Raw genomic sequence first — 20162 nt, forward strand, 5'->3', positions numbered from 1 at the left:
CATGACCTCCTACGTCCCGCGCCAAGCGGGCGATGACGTGACGCGCGCCGTGGTCGGCTCACCCGACTTCGGCAATACCACCGTGACTGCCTATCTGCACAACTTGTGGGCTGCACAGCCGAATCGGACGGCATTCCTTGGCATGCTGCCCAAGGGCCTCCTCCAGGACTTGGCTTCGATGGTGGCGGGACCTGATGGTGTTGCGGCGTTCACCAGTGCGGTGTCGGCGGTGCCGACGCGCACCGTCACGCGTCGGGCGCACCTCCTGACCCGTGATCCCGGCCGCGACATCACCATGAGCACTCTTGGGCAAGGCGAGGTGGTGGCCGACGGCTACTTGGCTCAGCCGCTCACCCTGGGGCCCGTCACCATCGACGCCCAGGGCCGCACGACAGCTTCCAACGCAGCCGACATTCAATTCGGGCCCGTCACCAGCGGCTCAGTGGAGACAGTCATCACGGTCACCCACGTCGCTCTGACGGTCGTGACATCAGATGGCCAGAGCCGGGTGCTGTCGGTCATCGAGGTGGCGGAGCCCTTCGCCCTGCGGGTGGGGGAGTCGGTCGCGATCAAGGCCGGGACACTCAGGGTGGGGGTGGCGTGAGTGGCGAGTCGGATCACGGTAGGTCTGCGTGAGCTATGGCTGGAGAGCCTCGTCGACCAGGTCTCGTCAGCACCGGCAGCACGAGTCGCACGCTGGTATGCACTTCTGACCCACCGTCTCTGGCGGTACGGCGGAGTGTCCGCCTGGCTGACCTGCCTGCCCACCGAGGCCCTGACGGGTCTCCAGACGCAGTTCTCCGCACGGCCGGATGATGTGTTGGCCAAGCGGAACGGCGCGGAACCCGTGACCGCGTGGGTAGGCCTTCTCAAGAGCGATCCGCCGGACGCGCTGGTATCCGGAGCAGAGCTGGCTGCCAACCACCAGCTGTCAGCGGCGGGCTACCTCCCTCAGCGACTTCTGTGCGACGGAGGGATCACCATCAACCCCGACGGCTCAGTCTCTGTCACGAACTCCAATTTGCTGGTCTTCGGACCCTTCACTGGAGCCTCAGGTTCTGCTGCGTCGGTGACCCATCTCGCCGTCATGCCAGGCGATTGGTCGGCTCCGGCCGGGATGCCCCTGGCCTACGTCGCTATGGACGCCTCTGCCGCCGCCTCGCAAGGGGACTGCCTCATGCTTCCCCCAGGTGCCCTGCGGATTGAACTCCCCGCCAGTCCAGTGCCTGTGACCGAGCGAATAGGAATGCTTCAGGCAACGGTGGAAACCCCGGGCCTGCCTGGCTCGCTGACCGGAGCCGTGCGTCAGATGAGCCGCACCATCTCCGACAGCACGGGAATCAGCGGTCTCCTGACCCAAGCACACGACGACGTCATCACCGCCCTGGCGGCGGAATGGAAGAACAGCCCAACACTGGTCTCAGCAATTCTCGCCACACGCTCGACAGCACCGCGCAGCTACCTCTACACCGCCACGAAGTATGCGCGGCTGCTCACCACTGATCCAGGCCCCAACCCATCCATGAGTCAGGTCCTCGCAGCCGAGCTGGTGGCCACCGGCTACATGCCTCAGATCATCACCCTGAGCGGCACTGGCGCCACCGCATCGAATCCAGCCCGACTGACCTTCGGAGCCTTTACCGACCCTGCCGGATCCGGCCAGGCCGCCACACACGTCGCCGTGACGTCACACCCGTCCACCGGCCGGGTGATGGCGGTCCTGCCGCTCTCCAGCCCAGTGACGGCCAAGCGCTACGAGACCCTCTCCATCCCTGAGCAAATCGTCCAGTTGGGAGTCGGCTGATGGCAGACCAGGCACGCATCATGAGCCGAGTACGGGGACTCCTCGGCGATTTCGGCACCGAATTCCGGGACGTCCTCACCGGTACCGGCGACCTCGACGAGTACGACCTCTCGGAGAGGAACGTGAGCGTCACCAAGGCATTCCGCCTCCAGGCCGGACAGACCACCGACCTGGCCGCAGGCACGGACTACACCCTCGTGCCCCGAGAGGGCCGCATCATTCTCCGCGACGGCCTCGGCGTCCTGCCGCTGGGCGCTGTGGTCATCGTGGAGGGCCGAGCGAGCGGCATGTTCGACGACGCCGAGCTGTCGATGCACCTCCAGGACGCCGTACTTCAGCACTGCTCGGATCGTGTCATCACGGTCCGCTATCGCTCGAAGGAAGGGTTTTACCGCTACGACGACGAACCTGTAGGCATCAGCAATCTGCCCGAGGTCGAGGAGTTGCCCCTGGCCACCCTCGCGGCTGTCAACGCACTGTGGGCAGTGGCGACCGACGCAGCCTCCGACGTAGACATCAGCACAGCCGAGGGCACCCACATCAGCCGCTCCCAGCGCTACACCCAGCTCTTGGCCCAGATCGAGAATTTGGAGACCCGTTACAAGGAGCTGTGCCAGCAGCTGAACGTCGGTCTCTACCGTATTGAGCAGTCCACCCTGCGGCGCGTCTCCCGGTACAACAACCGCTTGGTACCTGTGTTCACCAGCCGGGAGTATGACGACTCGGCTTACCCGACCCGCCAACTGCCGCCGATAGACCGGCGTAACGAGGACGCATCGGGAATCCCCTCGCCCGTCATCTCCGGGCTCACCGGGTGAGGGCCGACTGGAAGCGTGGCCGGTTCACCGCGTCCTACGAAGCCACGCGCATCGACAAGGGACTTCGGGCCTGGCAGCGAATCAAGGGTGACGCAGTGGACTGGTTCCGCCTCTCCCAAGAGCGCTCCGCCATGCACGACGTGTACGACGAGGGAGCCCATGGGGGCCGCGCCTTCGACCCTCCCATCTCCGTCCCCGTCATGGACGTGTCCCACGACCAAGGCCTCGCCGACCGCACCCCTCACGGCATGTACCAGGTCGCACCCCTGTACATCACGGCCTCCCTGCGCCAGCTGGCGCGTGTGGGCATCACGCAGCCGGACACCGACAACTACCTGTACTTGAAGGACTGGATCGGCTACAACGGATTCCTCTTCAGGATTGAAGAGTTCCAGGCGCTCGGGCGGCTGCACCGGCATGATTTCGTCGTGTCGCTGAAGCTGCAAGAGATCAAGCCCGACGAAATCACCGCAGATCCACAGTTCGACGATTACCGGAAGTTCCAGCTGCGCCACGTCCGGCCACCTCGATGAGTTAACAACCTGCCATATCCCGGTGTGATTCTTGACCTGCCGAGTCGTCTTGCGAGGTCGCGTTCATGCCATGGCTCCTTAATGAAGATGCCGCAATGCGGCGGAAGCTCCAGGGTCTCACCGTCATCGACGGCGCCCTGGAGCTTCCCGTAGGTGTGCGCTTCTCCCTGCCTGAGAGCGAGTTGGCCGACCAGACGTTTCCGCTGATTGTCATCGAACGGACGCGCGCGGAGCGCGACGCGCGCCGGGAATTCCGAGGACGGGTGCAGCTCGGGTACGCACCTGAGGGAAGCAAGCCGTGGGCTGACATGGCCGACCCTTCTGCGTCTCCTTACTTCACGGACAACCCGATCCCTTACCTGATCGACTATCAGGTCACGGTCATGGCTCGAAAGCAGAGCCACATTACCGAACTCACGGCAAAGCTGGCGGCCGTCGAGTTCCTTCCCGTTCGCTTCGGCTATCTGGAAATCCCCGAGGACGCGACCATCCGGAGCATGGAACTCTCTGGAGGCCCGGAGTTCCATACCGGCTGGGACGAGTACCGAAAGCGGCTCTTCCAAGTCGCCTACCTCGTCCAGATCACCTCTGAGGTCCTCGGCACCGTGTACGAGCCCAAGAAGGCCGAGAAGGTCATCACCAACGTCGGCGACACTCAGGCCCCTTGGCCTTCCTAGAAGGAGCATGCATGGCGAACTATAAGCGCCCCGGGATCTTCGTCGATGAGACGCTGAATCCAATCGTCGTCAACGACACCCCCACCGGAGAGTTCGTCGCTGCCTTCGTGGGCGAGCACGACTACGGTCCTGCCCTGCCCACCCTGGTCAGGTCGTGGGCTGAATTCACCAGCCTGTACGGCGGGCTCGGCGACGGCAGCCACCTCCTTCCCTTTAGCATCCACCAGTATTTCTCCAATGGCGGCGGATCCTGCTATGTCGTGCGCGCTGTATCAGCCGACGCCAAACAGGCTGAAGTAGTCCTCAAGGACCGGCAGACCGGCGACGGAGTCACGCCCCGGGATGTCCTGCGTCTGCAAGCGAAGGCGCCTGGCACATACGGCAACGGCATCGCCGTGACAGTCACCGACGCGGGCACAGGCCCCGGCCGATTCAACCTGTCCCTGCGAATCGGCGGGGACACCGCCACGGCGATGACCGAGCGGTTCAACGACGTCACCTGCGATCCGACAGACACCCGCAACGTGGTCGCCATGGTCAACTCGCCCACCACCGGCAGCAAGGTCATCGCAGCGACCTACCTTGGCGCCGCTCCCTGGAAGGCCATCTACACCCCGTCCGTCACCGTCGACCAGGCCCTCGCTGGCGGCATCAACGGAGTCGCCGCCCCGGACCTCACGGCTGCGACAACGCGGCTTGAGGAGACCAACGCCTGCCTCACCATCAACCTCCCCGGCATCTCCGACGCAGCCACCCTCAATCCGATCATCGACTGGGCCGAGCGCTACGGCTACGCCTGCCTCGTCATTGACGCACCAGCCCTTCCTGACGGCACCCCCACCGAAGTGGCCGTCGCCAAGTACAAGGAACTGTCGCCGCTCAGCAATACGGGCACCACCCCCGCACCGCTCCGCGCCTCGTCCTACGCGGCCGTGTACGGCCCGTGGGTGCTCACGGCTGACGCTGCCGTGGCAGCGGTGGGCGCCACGCGGCTGCTCCCGCCGGGCGGCGCGGTTCTGGGCCAGTTCGCCAAGTTCGACGTCACCTACGGCCCACATCGCACCCCGGCGGGCCAGGAGGCGGTGCTGCGGTCGGTCTACTCCACCGCCTACCGGTTCACCGACTCGCAGCTCGATGACCTCAATCAGGCCGGAATCAACATCATCCGACGCGTACCCAGCGCCGGATTCGCCATCATGGGCGGCCGGACCATGAAGGCCGGATACCCCGACCGCTACATATCGGTGCGGCGATTCCTCATCTACGTCCGAAAGTTGCTGGTCGAAAGCACTTCTTTCGCCGTCTTCCAGCCCAACACACCGGATCTGTGGGCCTCGCTGGCAGCCATCGTCACCCAGCGCCTGACCGAACTGACCCAGGCCGGGCAGCTCAAGGGCAACTCCCCGCAAACCGCCTTTCGCGTCGTCTGCGACGAGTCCAACAATAGCGAGCAGACCGTCTCCAACGGCGAAGTTCACATTGATGTCGGCATCGCACTGGTGCGCCCGGCGGAATTCATCGGCATTCATATCGGCCAGTTCGAAGGCGGCGGCACCGCCACCGAGTCCCTGTAACGAAGGAGTTGCCACATGGCAGGAAAGACCCGGGCGACGGTAAGCCAGAAGTCGTCCCTTGCCTCCATTTCGACGGACCCGCTCCGCTCGTTCAAGTTCCACGTCCAGATCCACGGCCCTCAGTCCCTTCAGAACGCCTACCCGAAGTTGGGTTTCATGGCGGTGAGTGGTCTGTCCATGACGACTGACGTCATCGCTTACAGGACCGGCGGGCTCAACACCACCACGCAAAAGCTCCCGGGGCAGAGCGACTTCAGCCCGATTACCTTCTCCAAGGGTTTGTGCCCGGGAGACCAGCAGCTGCTTGACTGGATGTATCAGCTCTTCAACGTCATGCAGGGGGTTGGGCAGACCTACGACACGAATACCGATTTCCGAGCGACTATTGACATCATGCTGATCGACCATCCGGTAACCAAGGGGACGGCCAACGTCATGGCTGTCTGGCGTGTCTACAACGCATGGCCCACCGCCATCGCATTTGGCGACCTCGACGCCGGACAGAACATGTACGCAGTCCACCAGATGACTTTTGCACACGAAGGGTTCGACTTCAAGGTAGCCCCGAACGCAAAGACCAGCGTCACCCTCTGACGAGTACTAGACAGCACCACAGGAGAAGCGATATGAGTGCCGAAAAGCTGGCCTACAACTGGAATTTTGATGACCAGGCGGCGGGGCCGTCCATCAACCCGATGGAGAACGCCACGGCTGCCAACGCGGCCATGCAGCAGGTCCTCGTGAACTCGACAGGGCCTGCACCTGCTCCGCCCCTTCCATCCGGCAGCCAGGTCCCCCTCCCGGTGGGCATCGAGATCAACGGCACCCTGATGCGCGACGCGGAGATCCGTGAGCTGACCGGCGCGGATGAGGAGAAGCTCAGCAAGGTCAGCCGCAGCAGCGTCAGGTTTTTCGACACGCTGCTCAAGCTCGGAGTGGTGAGCCTCGGCAATGAGCCCGTCACACCGGCCCTTCTGAAGGGGCTGTATGTGGCTGACCGCGACGCTCTGATGCTGGCCATCCGCATCGCCACGTTCGGGCCGCAGCTGGAGCTGGTAGGGGTGAGTTGCCCCACCTGCCGCGAGCTGGTGGACTTCACGGTCGATCTGTCCACGGTGGAGCTGCGAGGGCTGCCTGCGGGGGAGACCCGGGTGGAGCTGCGCGATGGCCGGTGGGCGTATCTGCGCTTCCCCACTGGCGAGGACCAGGAGCACATCCTGGCGGCCGTGGACGCTACGTCGGCAGAGACCAACACCGCGCTCCTGGAGCGGTGTGTCACTTACATCGAGAGTCCGGCGGCTGGCATCCGTGTACCGGGAAGCGCCGACGTAGCACGGCGACTTGGCATAGCCGACCGGCGGACCATCCTCATGTATCTCGCCGACCACGCGCCGGGCCCACAGCTCATGAGCCTGTCCACCGAGCACGAAGCGTGTGGCGAGGAGGTACCGCTGCCGCTCACGGTGGCGGACATCTTTCTCGATCTCTGACGTCGAGGCGGCGCTCACCGATTTCGAGTCGCTGGTCTACGCCTACGCATGGCCACCGAGCGAGTGCAAGGCACTGACCGTCCGCGAGCGCCATTACTGGCGCGACCTCGCGCTGTGGAACAAGGAACGGAAGGAGGCGACGGCTACTAATGCCATCCAATGACCCCGGCGTGAGGGGCGAGCCCAACGTGGCCGGGCGCCTCCTCGGCACCGCCTCCGTGGCAAAAAGCGTCGATGATCTGGAAGCACAGATCAAGGTGCTGGCCACAAATGTGTCGCGCATCAACAAGGCCTTCCAGAAGGCCTTCCAGAGCGCTGGAGTCGGCGTCGGCTCGGGGCTGGGGAGCAAGCCGACCGCTTTTCCCTCGGCCAACTCGGCATCGCCTGCGGGCCAATCGCAGGTGGGCGCACAGAACTCGCGGACAGCTCAGGCTGCCGATGAGCGGCGCCAGCGTGAGGACGCTGCGCGGCGCCAGCGTGAGCAGGCCAACCGTGACCGCCTCGATGCGAATGCCCGCCGGGCTGACGAGGCGCGACGGCAGCAGCAGGCCATGCGTGATGCGCAGGATGAGGCACGCCGCGTGCGGGATGAGTCCATCGCGCGGGCTCGTGCTGCTCTGACGATGCGCGTAGGTGGTGCGGGCGGCATTCCGCCGCGTCCCCCCTACCGCCCGGGTCCGGGGAGTTCGGGCGGCCCTGGCAGTCCGGGTGCGGGCGGTAGCGGTGGAGGCGGCAGCCTCTTGGGCGGCGGATGGGGAACTCCCTCGGGTCCCAGCGGTGCTGGCGGCGCCAATCGCCTGTATTTCGGGCTGGGCCAGGCTGCGGGCCGAGCCGTGTCCTGGGGTGCCGGGAAGTTCAGCGCGCGCGCCGACCACATGCAGGACCAGGCGTACGAGATGGACCGCTACGCCAGTTTCGCGTACAGCAACTGGGGCGACACAAGCAAGGGCTACTGGTCGCAGAAGAACAGCCTGCGCAATGACGCCATGCATTCCTCCACGGCGCTCAGCACGGAGGACCTGAATTCCGGCCTCTTCGAGGTCGACCGTCGCCTGGGAATGGGTCGCGACCTTCCCGAACGGCGCATCCTGCACAAGCAGGCGTCAGGCTACGCACTGCTCGACCCGTCGATGGGCGTGGCCGATTCGGCGCGGATGATGACGGCAATGTACACGCCGCAGGCCTCGATGCTTTATCAGGTCATGGGCATGGGTCCGACCATCGGCGCGGGCGGTAGCCGTGTGTCCCAGTCGCAGCTCAACTCCAACATTCTCAGCCAGGTCTTCCGTAAGGGGTACACGTCGCAGAACGTGCGGGCGGCGTCCGAGCAGGGTGGCTCCCTGCGCACCACCCTTGAGGCGCAGGCCCGGCAGATGGGCCAGGACCAGGACTGGGTCGAGCAGCGGCTCAACCAGCTCCAGTCACAGGCGCGCTGGCAGGAATCCAGCGGGGGCACGGCCGACGAGTACGACAAACTCCTTCAGGACGCGGGTGGCACAGGCTCGCTGGCCAAGAAGGCCCGCGACAAACTCACCGACGGCGGCCTGGACGTCGACAACCTGATCAACCAGAGGAAGCGGCAGGAGGGCGAGGAGCGCCGCCACGACAGTCAGATGCAGGACGGTTTTGCGCCCGCACTTCAGGCAACCACCGATGTGGTCATCAAGTTCAAGCAAGCGTTGAACTCGGTCCTGGAACTGCCGGGCGTCAAACACGCCGTCGGTGGAGCGCAGGGCGTTGAAGCCGGAAGCGGCGGCCGTTTGACGAGCACGCTCAGTGGTGCCGGAAGCGGCGCGCTCGTCGGGGCGGGCATCGGCTCGATTGTCCCAGGCATAGGAACTGGAGCCGGAGCACTGGTCGGCGGCATCGTCGGCGGCGTCGGCGGGCTGATCGGAGGCGGCGCGTCTGCGGGAGGTGGATCGGGCAGCGGAAATTCTTCAAGCAGCTCCTCTAAGAATTCAACACGCGCTAACCTCAACCAAGGGTCGGCCAACGGAGCGATCCGTGCCGCTATGTCGCAGCTGGGTGTCGACTATTCGTGGGGAGGCGGAGGTCCTGGCGGCCCTTCAAGGGGATTTGCGCAGGGCGCCAAATACGTCGGGTTCGACTGCTCCAGCCTGATGCAGTATGCCTACGCCAAGGTCGGCGTGAAGCTTGGCCGTACTACACAGCAGCAGATGACCGAAGGCAAGGGCGTCGACTACAAGGACCGTCGCCCTGGTGACTTGATGTTCCCGAACTCGGGGCACGTTGTCATGTATCTGGGCGGCGGGAAAATCGTGCATGCCCCCAGAACGGGGCAGAAGATTCGCGTCGACTCGGAAGACCATTTCGGGAAGTATGTGGCTGTCCGCCGGTTCCTCGCGGGTGGCGGCGACACTTTTGCGAGTGACGATCGGGGATCCTCCTCCTCAGAGGCCGGAGCAGGCAACGACAACTCCGCTAAAACCGGCAGCAGCACCATAGGTGCGGTCACCAACGCCTATGGCAGCGTCAATGAGATCGACGCGCTGGCGGCAGCTCTCGGCGCTGGCGGCCAGGGGCCTGCCGGGTCCGGGACATCCGGCAAGTCTGCGAAGAGCGCCGAGGGCGGTGATGATTCCGCTGGAGCGGACGTCGACTCCGGCGGCTACAACTGGGGTGCCATCAACGGCCGTTACACCAAGGTTCCAGCACCTCCTGGCTGGGTGAAGGCCGCTATCCAGCGTGGCATGGCCGCAAAGAATGTATCCGGCGCAAAGTGGGCACGTGGCCTGACGGCCATTTCCTACCGGGAGTCGGCGTACAAGTCGGACGCCCGTAACGACTGGGACAGCAACGCCAAGTCGGGCGATCCGAGCGTGGGCCTCTTCCAGGTGATCGGCAGCACGTTCAAGGCGTACCGCGCCAAGTCTCTGCCCAACAGCCAGAGCGACCCGGCAGCTTCTGCCGCAGCCGCCATCGGTTGGATCAAGGCGCGCTACGGCGGGATTGAGGATGTACAGCAGGCCGACCCCGACAAGCCCCCCAAGGGCTATGCCGTGGGCGCCTGGGATCTCCCGCAGGACGAGATCGCCCAGGTCCATAAGGGCGAGATGATCGTGCCCGCCCGCACAGCGAAGACCATTCGCAACGCCCTGCTCCAGGAATCCATCCCGGTGAAGTCGACGACCAACGAGGTGGTGCAGGGAGGCCGACGGGGGAGCGGTTCAGCTGGAAGCGGCGTGTCCCTCCAGTTCGCCCAAGGGGCCATCACCGTCTGCATCCAGGGCTCCGCGAGCAGCAGTGCGGCCACTCAGGCGGGACGCCAGATCGTAGACGCCATAGCCGCCGACCGTCGTATCAAGGAAATCGGGGTGGGAGCCTAGTGTTCTCGCGCATACACAAAGAACTGAATCTCGACCAGCACAGCAACGGCCAGGTCGACCCCCGCCAGCTTCCCACAGGAGGAATCGGCTGGTGGGGAGGGAACATCGGGTCCGGCAAGGACGACCACCTGACGTTTCCCAGCGGGTACATCGTCACGGATACCAGCCAGGTGCCGAAGAAGGACCGCAATCCCTATTACCTTCAATTCGCCTACAATCCGTCGACTGTCAGCGTCACACATAGCCTGGACATGGCCAACATGATGCCAGCGGAATGGCAGAGATCAGAGTCGGACACGGGAACCGCAGTCCTGCCGATTGCCTCGTCCTGCTCCTTCAGTCTCTTCTTCGACCGGACCTACGACATTCTCAGTGGCCGTAAGACGCCCCAGGCGAAGTACGGGGTGATGTTCGACCACAATGCGCTGTACAACATCGTCGGCATCAACTCGAAATCCCGGACGAGCAGTGCGGCCGGTGCCAGCAGTGATCCGGAAAGTACACCGTCCTCGGACATCGGAAGCCTGCCGGACACGGTGACAGGGCCCATGCAGATGCGGCCGGTCTACGCCTACTTCGGGGGCGGAGACAGCCTGTTCTACTACGGATTCATCAGCAATATATCGATCGACTATGTCCACTACACGCAGAGTATGATTCCGCAGCGCTCCTCGGTCAGTCTGACGATAACTGGTCTGCCGCAGCCGAATTAAAGTTGAGGGCATGATAGGCAGCACTTCGCGTTACGCAGCGAACACTATTGAGGTCGTCACTGATGAGAACGGGGAGTCCCGCCGTGTGATTGTTCCTGCGGCTCCGGAAGAGATTCGTGCACGGGTTGTCAGATACCGCTGGAGCGATCAGGACAGAGTTGACTCGGTGGCATACGAGTACTACCAGGACCCGGCTCAGTGGTGGCGTTTCGCCGACGTGAATCCCGAGATCCTTGACTGGACTGACGTGAAGCCGGGCACGATCGTCAGGATTCCCTATGCCGATTAAGACGTTCGCTCCGCACGTGAGCATCGTGTGCCCGAAGGTGGCTGCCGCCCGCCAGTACGTGACGCGGATGGATGCGCATTTCGCGGAAGGCGCCCATCCTGTGGTCGAGTTGACGGTCCAGTTCTCCGCGCCGCGCAGCGAGAGTATCCAGGGCTGGCTCCTCAACTCGGGCCGCCTGCTTGCCGAGGGGACCCCTATCCACCTGGTCTACGGCTCAGGACCTCACCAGGCCGTCGACTTCTATGGGTACGTCCACGCGCACCGCATCGAAAGCGCTGAGACAGACGCGAAGTTCATCATGAACGCGGAGGTGTCCGTCACCTACACACTGACGGGGGCCACCAGCGACATGCAATCCCAGCAGAATCGCTCCTGGTCGTCGGCGTCGCCGTCCTTCATTGCCAGGACCATCTGCCGTGGCTACCGCCTGGCGCCCCTCATCCAGCGGAGCACGATCTCCGTGCGCACGGAACGTGCCCAGATCGCCCAGAGCGATTTTACTTTTCTGCGGGACCTTGCAGCGGAGTACGGACTGCGGCTCGTCGTCGACAACACCTCGCTCTATCTCACTCAGCCGTTGGTGTCTCTGCGGCGGAGCCGGGAGATCCCCGCCTTCCACCTCACCAAGATCCCCGGCATCAAAGACACGGTCTACACCTTCGACATGGTCTCCGGAGAGCTGGAGCCTGCTGGCGGCAGGCGCCAGCGCGTCGAGGCCTACGGATACAACCGCAGCACCCGTGTCCTGTCGCGGACCGTGGCACGTGCTTCGGCCGGAGCCCGGTACACCGTGTACGCCACCGACCGCCCGAGTGCGAGTCAGGCCGAAGCCTCCAGCAACGCTGCGGGAGCGTCGGCCTCCGGCGCCCTGTGGGTGCAGGCGAGGGCACGCGTGCGAGGGGACGCCAGGGTCAAGGTGGGTCACGAGATCTGGCTCCAGGGAGTGGGCATGGGGCCGTCGGCCATCGGTACGTGGATGGTGCGCGAGGCGTCCCACCACATGGAGATCCACCCCACCGACTCCCGGCTCTCGACCTACCGGTGCGATGTCATGGTGGGCCGCAACCGCAGTGACGGCCTGGACGCGATACACAACACCGATCTGGGCCCGGCCAGTTCGACGACCGCCCTGTCCAATGGGCGCTGGCACGCCCAGTACATCGGAGCGCGCTGATGAGTACTGCGACCTACCAGGCAGTGGTGGCCAGCACCAGCGATCCGCTGGCACGGGGCCGTGTTCGTCTGCAAGTGCCTCAGCTCTCCGGAGCAGCGACGCAGTGCTGGGCTCGCCCCGCCTTTGCCGGAACGCGTGTCCCGGCGGTGGGGGAGCAGGTGTGGGTGCTCTACGAGGGTGGTGACACCTCCCAGCCGGTCTATCTGGCGAGCCCGGTGGCACCTACGGCTGATGATTACGATCCCATCGAGCCGCTGATGACTGTGCAGAAGGCACCTGTCACCTACCTGGGAGTCCAGGGCTCTTTCTTTCTGTTCGATGCCGCGTGGGACAACGTAGCCACCGTGGTGCCACCGTCGGGCAGCCTGTTCATCTCGGTATCCGGCACGCTTTTCGCGGGGAAGAAGACGACTTCGCTGGCATCCCTGTCGTGGGCGGTCTATGACGAGGACGCGCGGGCCTATGTGCTGCTCGGCGGCCGGGCGGCTGAGTTCTCGCGCCAGGGCACCAAGGTAGGGGTGACGGCGCCGGGTGTGAACGGTGCCTCAGGCATGAGGCGCTGGCTGGCTCAGGGGCTGACCCCCGGGCACAACATCACGGTCCGGCCGATGTACCTCTTCGTGGACGGAGAAGCAGGGGACTACACCAAAATCGCTGACGGTCGGCTGGTGGTCGAACCGGTGCCGCTGTCGCCCTCCCCTCCGATCGCCACCCAGCAGTCCCGGCCGCCGAAGTTCATGAACGCCACCGACACCTACTTTCCTGAGGATGAGCTGGCAGAGATCACGGCCGTGGTCCCTCCCTCGGGCAAAGTGTTCGTGTCGATCTCGGGTCTGATGTCGCCGTCGTCACCGACAGTTGGCAACGGGCTGTGGTTCAGCTGGACGGCGAGCGGAACAAGCGGCTGGACAGACCAGCTCAGCAGTCAGGTCAAGCAGGCCGCGAGCATCAATTACAACGCTGCGTGTGCGGGTACACGCCGGACCCTGCTCACCGGGATGACTCCGGGCGACGTGGTCCGATTCCGTCCGGCGTATGGAACCAACAGCTCGCTCAGCGCCACCACATTCCTGGCCCAGAACGGTCAGTTCGTCATTGAGCCGGTCATGGACAGCCCCGACCTGCCCGTCCAGGGCACCATGCAGCGGACGCAGCCCATCTACCTGGGCCAGTCCACATGGATCGACTACACACCCGCCCAGTGGGCTCCCATCACCACCAAAGTGCCCCCGACCGGCGCTCTCGCGGTGAGCGTCAGTGCATCCATGTGGTCGGACGAGTCGGACACCAGCGAGTTGCGCCTGGGCTGGAAAATCACGGGCGACTACGCGTGGAGCGGCGACGGAGTCGCGCATGTCCTGACGACCAAAGGCAAGGGCTTCGGCCTCTTCGACACCAAGCGGTACATCCTCACCGGCCTCACACCCGGGTCCACCGTCACCGTCACCCCGCAGTACTGGTGCTCCGCCAACTCCACAGCAGGCACCAACGGACAGACGAACCAGATATCGGGCGCACAACTCGCCGTCGAGCCCATCCGCGCAGGCAACCCCGCGCGCCTTGCACAGCAGCTGGCCGCCGGGACCGACCAGACGGCACACATCCAGACGGTCGCCAGCACCCGGGTACGGGACGCGCTGCGTCCGGCCGATGGGGATGCTTATGTGATGGCGGACTCCGAAACCATCGTGGCCAAGGTCAACGGCAAGTGGCTCACCCTCGCGGAGAAGAAGCCCTACATACTCGTCCACGCCGACAGTGTCCCTCTCAACAGCACCTCCTCCACGTTCCCCTGGACTGCCGTCCTGGTGCAGAACGACAGCGGTCTCTACTCGCCGCAGGAGCCGGACGCCGTCTATACGACCAAGGACGGCGTCTACGAAATCAAGGTGAACTGCACGTGGGGCGTGACGATCCCGTCGGGGCGTATCTGGCTGACCGCTGGCGGAAAGGGTTTCCGCGTCTGGTCGCTCGAACCGAACTCGTCGAACGCGCAGGGTGTTTCCGGCGTGGTGATGTCGACACTGCGCGCGGGTTCAAAAATCCAGCTGGGCCTGCGGTCCGGCGGAACGGGGACGGCAACGGACGTACGGATGGCAGTCGAATACAAGGGCCCCAACACCAGCGGAAGGTTTGACAATGTCTAAGCAGCTGTCGGTTCCCTTCTCTCTCGATTCCAGCGGCAAGGTGGCTGTCGTGGAACATCCTGACCGCCAACTCGCCCAACGGGTGCGGGCTGTTGTCGCGACCTCGCCGACGGAACGCGTCATGCAGCCTGATTTCGGAACGGACCTCCGCGCCTTCCTCTTCGCCTCGAATGATGCCATCACACGTGATGCCCTCCGGCACACCGTGCAGGCATCCACCAGCCGATGGGAACCCAAGGCCGTCGTCAAGGCCATTGAGCCGGTCATGCGGGAGGACGAGCAGGGCATTGCAGACGTGTTCGTCGACATTGGCTACTCGAATACCGACCCGGAAGCAACAAGCGCGCAGCCAGAGGACATTGTGATCCGCCCTGGCGGGCGGGTCGACGTGTACTAATAGGTTTCTTGGGGCTGGACGCAGAATTGGAGGAACCTGCGTCAACGGCCCCAGGAGATGGAATGGCGGAAAGAAAGCCCGGAGTGAAGTCCATCGACTACACGTCAAAGGACTTCGACGGTTTCCGTGAGGCCATGCTCAACCACGCGGCTCAGATATTTCCTGAATGGACCGGCCGGAGTACCGCTGACTTCGGCGTGACCCTGGTCGAGGTCATGGCCTACCTCGGGGACATTCTGTCCTACTACCAGGACGCCGCCGCCCGTGAGGCCTTCCTGTCGACCGCGACCCGCCGCGAGTCGATCCTCGAATTGGCCCGCATGCTCGGCTACACCCCGGACGTCGCGGCACCCGCCGCCGGATCGGTCGTCCTGGCGACGGAGGAGTCACAGGCCGCCGCCGTCTTCGTCCCCAGCGGCACCCGGCTCACCACGGATTTCATCGAGGCCCTGGACCGGCCGCTGATCTACGAGACGATGCAGGACGCCACCCTCGCCGCAGCTGGCGGGTCGGCCACCATCCCCGTCATGGAGGGTGAGACCGCAGGCACCACACCCCTGCGCATCCTGCGTAATACAGCCGAGGAGCAGGAGATCACCTGCGAGACGCTCGGTGTGTCAACTGGGTCTGTCGAGCAGGCGTTTGTCTTGGCCGAGGCGCCCGTCGTTCTCGACAGCATCCGGGTCTTCGTGGACGAGGGCAGTGACGCGGTGGAATGGCAGCAGGTCACCTCGCTCCTCGAATGGGGCCCGCTCGACAAGGTCTTCCAAGCCGGTGCCGACGGCCGCTCGACGACCCTGGTGTTCGGGGACGGTCTGACCGGCTCGGTCCCGTCGATCGGGCAGACCGTGTACGCGGCCTACCGCACAGGTGGTGGCACCGTCGGGAACATTCAGGCGAACTCGGTCCGGGACATCATGAACGGACAGGCCGGTGTCTACATCGTCTCGTCCAGCGCGATGACAGGTGGCCGGGACCCGGAATCACTGGAATCGATCCGCGTCAACGCGCCCAAGGCGCACCGGACACAGGACCGTGCGGTCAGCCAGCGCGACTACGCCGATCTTGCGTTGTCGGTGCCGGGCGTCGCGAAAGCACGTGCGCTCTCCAATGCCACAACGTCCGTGAACGTGCGCATTGTTGGGGCAGCGAATGCGATCCCCACTCTCGATCTGATCGACAAGGTGGAGCGGTTCCTCCAGGGCCGAGCCGTCGCCGGAGTACGTGTCTCGGTGTCGCCGGGCGACCTGGTCAAGGTGAACATGGGCAAGCCTGACGACCCGATCGTGCTGGGCCTGTACCCGAATCACCGCAGAGAAGACGCCCTCCGGGCGGGCAAGCAGGCTCTCCAGCAACTCCTGTCCGACGCCAGCAGTTCGTTCGGCATGACCATTCCGATTTCCCGTGTGTACCGGATCCTCGACGGCATTCCGGGAGTCGAGTACGCCCGCATCAGCCTCTTCGCCAGGGCCGACGGAGTGCAGTCAGGGGCTCAGGACGTCATCTGCCGGGACTGGGAAATCCCGGTGCCCGGTGATCTGTACATCGTCACCGACGGAGGTCTCTAGTGCCCAGTCAGTACCCCAAAGCCGTCCGCCGCTGGCCGCAGCATGCCAACCAGCGCGATTATGTGATGGCGGAGGACGTCAACGAGATCCAGGACGAGATCGCGGGCATCGAGAGCACCCTGGGAGTAATGCCCACCGAGTACGTCGACAGCACGGGAAAGACCACGAAGTACACGTCCGTTGACGCACGGCTCGACAACATGCAGCGGGACATCGAGAGGCTGGCCTACCAGCAGACAGGCCTCTTGGACGCCGCGCGCACCGGGTGGAACCTGCCGATCGCGTCCATCCGCTCCAGCGGCACCCTCATTCCGCAGACCGTCAACGCGGACCAGCCCAACCAACCGAGCAGCGACTGGCATCCCGCGCGGTTCGATGTCCCTGTCATCGACCCTCTCGGTCTGGCGGTCCGGCCCACGTTCTCGCTGACCTGCCCGCAGACCGGCTGGTGGGTCGTCGCCGCCCGCACCATGATGTGGATCCCCTCGCGGAAGCCAGGCACCAAGTCGACCGATCACTCCCTCTTCACCAGCATCGACATCGAGGGCCTGTCCACCGACGTGGCCACTGACAGCGATACGGCCCCGATGGGAACCAACGGGTTCCACCTGGTCAATCCGACCTATGCCGGTCCCTGGTATCAGGGCGAACGGCTGTCCGTCAGCATCCGGCACATGGGAAACCTAAAGATCGCCAACGCGCCCGTGAACGACCCCATCGGGCCGCAGACCGCGTTCACCTGGATCGGACTCACCTACATCCGGGCACTGCCCTCACAGTTCGTCACGCGCCCGCCGTGGGACGCAGATCCGCTGCCCCAGTAGCCAACCGCAGCCCTGATCCGAGGTACCAGACATGGCCCAGTACGGTCTCGACTTCTACGCCCAGTCCAAATACGGCGCGGACGTCCGCGTCGAGTTCAGCGTAGAACCCATGACGGCCACACCCACAGACGCCCGCACGATCCAGCTCACCTGGTCCCCGTCCAAGGAGGACAGTTGGGTCCGCCTGCGCCTGGTGCGCAACCCGCACGGCATCCCGGGCGACGCGGACGACGGCGACGTGCTGATGGAGAGCGACCACCAGGGCCTAGTATCTACCTACCTCGACACCGACCTGGTCCCCGGCAGGTACTACTACTACGCCGTCTTCGTGTCTGCCCCCTTCGTCGCCTGGTCGTCGGCCTCGACCTACCAGCCCGGCGACTGCGTCACCTACCAAGGTGTCTCCTACATCTGCCAGGTGACCCATAGCGGAGTCATCCCTGGCGGTGCCTCCAATGCCTGGAGCGTCACCACCACTGCCACCGTGTGGGTCCGCGCAGGCGGTGCGGCCAGCCTGTCTGTCGCTGACCACCGCTACGCCGAGCGCATGTACCAGCTGATACCTCCGGCCTACCGCACCGCCGCCGAGGAAATCACCGGCCTCGAAGGGGGTGTCAGCAACCAGACGCTGGCGAAGTATCTCGCGCTGCCGGGCTTCGAGTTCGATGTCATGAAGACGGAACTCGACAACGCGATGCGGCTCAGGGACCAGCAGCACAGCACCATCACGCAAACCGAGCGGGCGGCTGACTCTCTCGGCCTGGAGTGCCCGCTGTCCAACCGCGCCACGCTGCGACGCCGCCGCGTGGACAACTCGACCCTCACCGCCAGGCTCAAGGGATCCGAGGACGGGTTGCGGCAGCTGATCCAGGACGTGACGGGATGGGACGCCGAGTTCAGCCGCACACCCAACCTGCTCATCGACCAGGACCAGTCGGGTATCTGGCACCCGGTCTACCAGGACTGGAAAGCCGGAATCCGGTACGCCGCAGGCGAATACGTCATGTACGGCGGCCAGATCTACCGGGCCAAGACGGCCGCCAAGCTGATCAGTGCGCCCTCGCTGCTCCCGGCCACCGCCGTCCAGAGCCAGGGGCAGGTGGTGGCTCAGACGGACAAGATAGGCAGTCGCGTGTTCGCGAAGGGATTCAAGGACGGCGAGTCCTTCACCCTCACCGTCACCGTGGACACCGCAGCCACCTATGACGTAGCCGCCCTCTACACGACGAGCTACGACTACAGCATCATGACCACGGCCCTGGACGGTCAGATAGTCAACACCTTCGACGGGTACTTCCGCACCATCGCCTCGGCAACCGTAAACATCGGACGGTTCGCTCTCACGGCGGGCGCACACACGCTCACCTTCACCTCCCGTGGGCGAAACGCCGCTTCCGGAGGATGGCAGATGGGCGTCAACTCCTTCACGCTCACACCCATCGACAGCCGGTCGGCGCCAGTCGCACCCACCGGCCAGCCGGACTCCGCCCTGTTCTGGGAGCCGGTCACCGCAACACCGCGCGACTGGGCACTGCAAAGCAACGCCGTCACGATGGACCCGTCCACCTGGTGGCTGCGCAAGGACGGAGCGGCCACCCGCATGCCGCCGGGCACCCTCGGCATTCAGAGCGGCATGACACCCGTCGCCGGAACCCAATACGCAGGGACGAGCCTGACGTTCACCACGCCCACAGCGGGCGAGTCCTACACCCTGTCCTCCATCTCGCCCGCCCAGACGCGTACATGGGACCCGACGGTCACCTACCGCGTCGGCAGCCTCGTCACCTACAACAGCCGCACCTGGGAAGCCATCGCCACCGCCGGAAGCGGACAGGAGCCCGGCAAATCCAAGAGAGTCTGGCGCCCCTCACTGGTCACCGCAGGACAGGTCACCCCCGACGCGAGCCTCGTCACCAGCTACGGCGTGCCCATTCCCCGGGTCTACGCCTGGACCCCCGACCGCACCTATGCCCGACGCGACATCGTCTCCTACGGCCGGTACCGGTTTGAGGCCGTGGCACCGAGCCAGGGTGTCCGACCGCCCGCCTCACCCCAGGACAGCGTCGCCTGGTCATTCGCCGGGGGAGACGTCGAAATGGTGACCGCAAGTGCTCACGCACGCCTCAGCACCGGCACGAAGCTCACCAACCTTGCCTGCGAGGTCGCCTGGTACGACGACAGCGCCACCCTCATGGCCAACATCGACTCATCCAGCCGCTCCTCTACAGGCGTCCTCTACGACCGCTTCGACGTGAACCTCGATGACCTCAAGGGCACATCCGTCGGCGCCACGGACACCGAGACATGGACCACGACCGGAGGACGCTGGCCAGTATCCGGGGGAGCCGCCCATGCTGAGGGATCCACAGGTCCGGGAGGCACCTACCTCACCACGCTCCTGACCCGGCCCTCGGCGATCAGCGCGGACACCACGGGCGCCAAGCCGTTCACCATCTCGGCAACCGTCCTGTCGCGGCCCGCCGATCCCCTGGCGATGCAGGGCCTCGCGTTCTTCATCACCGATCCAGCCTCGCTGGTCGTCTTCACCCTGGCTGCGCGGGACGGCCTGTACCGGGTCACCCTGAGCAACGGCGCGTACCAGGCTGTCCGACTGGGCGCCTGGCCCGAGTTCAAGGACGGCGAACGGATCACCGTCTCCTACACCGGAACACGGACCATCTCCGTCAAGAAGTCGACGGGCATCAAGTACGGCGTCACCGAGGTACTCCGCTACACCAACGCGTCGGACACTGCCATGGTCGGAACCTACGTGGGCCTCGTAGAGATGAAGAGGTAGCCCAATGAAC

Annotated in this window: 17 protein-coding genes; all 17 read left to right on the forward strand. The window is 64.8% G+C overall.

All coding sequences use genetic code 11. From position 1 onward, the window contains the following. Position 1 precedes the first annotated feature (1 nt). The 17 genes from IE267_RS21920 to IE267_RS22000 all read left to right on the forward strand — a co-directional run bounded on the left by IE267_RS21920 (position 2) and on the right by IE267_RS22000 (position 20152). Positions 2 to 604 (forward strand): hypothetical protein, encoded by a 603-nt coding sequence (locus IE267_RS21920; RefSeq protein ID WP_189764354.1) that lies wholly within the window; start codon positions 2 to 4, stop codon positions 602 to 604. Positions 605 to 739: 135 nt separating this feature from the next. Beyond that, positions 740 to 1804: a phage tail fiber protein gene (locus tag IE267_RS21925; RefSeq protein ID WP_189764355.1), complete on the forward strand. Its 1065-nt coding sequence runs from the start codon at positions 740 to 742 to the stop codon at positions 1802 to 1804. Further along, positions 1804 to 2622: a hypothetical protein gene (locus IE267_RS21930; RefSeq protein ID WP_189764356.1), complete on the forward strand. Its 819-nt coding sequence runs from the start codon at positions 1804 to 1806 to the stop codon at positions 2620 to 2622. The genes IE267_RS21925 and IE267_RS21930 overlap by 1 nt, the downstream gene beginning before the upstream one ends. Further along, positions 2619 to 3155 carry a hypothetical protein gene (locus tag IE267_RS21935; protein WP_189764357.1) on the forward strand — a complete coding sequence of 179 codons (537 nt, stop codon included), beginning with the start codon at positions 2619 to 2621 and terminating at the stop codon, positions 3153 to 3155. Before IE267_RS21930 ends, IE267_RS21935 begins: the two co-directional genes overlap by 4 nt. Positions 3156 to 3220: 65 nt before the next feature. Further along, complete coding sequence (locus IE267_RS21940; protein WP_189764358.1) at positions 3221 to 3832, forward strand: hypothetical protein; 612 nt, start codon at positions 3221 to 3223, stop codon at positions 3830 to 3832. Positions 3833 to 3843: 11 nt separating this feature from the next. Then, a complete protein-coding gene (locus IE267_RS21945; protein WP_189764359.1) occupies positions 3844 to 5406 on the forward strand; it encodes a phage tail sheath family protein in 1563 nt (520 codons plus the stop codon). A gap of 15 nt (positions 5407 to 5421) precedes the next feature. Continuing rightward, positions 5422 to 6000, forward strand: coding sequence for a phage tail protein (locus IE267_RS21950; RefSeq protein ID WP_189764360.1), 579 nt, complete (start codon positions 5422 to 5424; stop codon positions 5998 to 6000). 32 nt (positions 6001 to 6032) lie between these two features. Then, entirely contained in the window at positions 6033 to 6896 is an 864-nt protein-coding gene (locus tag IE267_RS21955; RefSeq protein WP_189764361.1) for a T4 family baseplate hub assembly chaperone, read from the forward strand. A 149-nt stretch (positions 6897 to 7045) separates the two neighbouring features. After that, positions 7046 to 10243: an NlpC/P60 family protein gene (locus IE267_RS21960; protein ID WP_189764362.1), complete on the forward strand. Its 3198-nt coding sequence runs from the start codon at positions 7046 to 7048 to the stop codon at positions 10241 to 10243. Further along, positions 10243 to 10956: a hypothetical protein gene (locus tag IE267_RS21965; RefSeq protein WP_189764363.1), complete on the forward strand. Its 714-nt coding sequence runs from the start codon at positions 10243 to 10245 to the stop codon at positions 10954 to 10956. Before IE267_RS21960 ends, IE267_RS21965 begins: the two co-directional genes overlap by 1 nt. A 10-nt stretch (positions 10957 to 10966) precedes the next feature. Then, complete coding sequence (locus IE267_RS21970) at positions 10967 to 11245, forward strand: hypothetical protein (RefSeq protein WP_189764364.1); 279 nt, start codon at positions 10967 to 10969, stop codon at positions 11243 to 11245. Next, positions 11235 to 12419 (forward strand): hypothetical protein, encoded by a 1185-nt coding sequence (locus IE267_RS21975; protein WP_189764365.1) that lies wholly within the window; start codon positions 11235 to 11237, stop codon positions 12417 to 12419. The genes IE267_RS21970 and IE267_RS21975 overlap by 11 nt, the downstream gene beginning before the upstream one ends. After that, entirely contained in the window at positions 12419 to 14566 is a 2148-nt protein-coding gene (locus tag IE267_RS21980) for a phage baseplate assembly protein V (RefSeq protein WP_189764366.1), read from the forward strand. Before IE267_RS21975 ends, IE267_RS21980 begins: the two co-directional genes overlap by 1 nt. Further along, a complete protein-coding gene (locus tag IE267_RS21985) occupies positions 14559 to 14963 on the forward strand; it encodes a GPW/gp25 family protein (protein ID WP_189764367.1) in 405 nt (134 codons plus the stop codon). Before IE267_RS21980 ends, IE267_RS21985 begins: the two co-directional genes overlap by 8 nt. Positions 14964 to 15025: 62 nt before the next feature. Next, a complete protein-coding gene (locus IE267_RS21990; protein ID WP_189764368.1) occupies positions 15026 to 16531 on the forward strand; it encodes a baseplate J/gp47 family protein in 1506 nt (501 codons plus the stop codon). Further along, positions 16531 to 17355 (forward strand): hypothetical protein, encoded by an 825-nt coding sequence (locus IE267_RS21995; protein ID WP_189764369.1) that lies wholly within the window; start codon positions 16531 to 16533, stop codon positions 17353 to 17355. Before IE267_RS21990 ends, IE267_RS21995 begins: the two co-directional genes overlap by 1 nt. 31 nt (positions 17356 to 17386) lie before the next feature. Next, positions 17387 to 20152, forward strand: coding sequence for a carbohydrate-binding protein (locus tag IE267_RS22000; protein ID WP_189764370.1), 2766 nt, complete (start codon positions 17387 to 17389; stop codon positions 20150 to 20152). The last annotated feature ends 10 nt before the right edge of the window (positions 20153 to 20162 follow it).

Source organism: Streptomyces xanthochromogenes (assembly GCF_014650455.1).
Classification (GTDB): domain Bacteria; phylum Actinomycetota; class Actinomycetes; order Streptomycetales; family Streptomycetaceae; genus Streptomyces; species Streptomyces xanthochromogenes.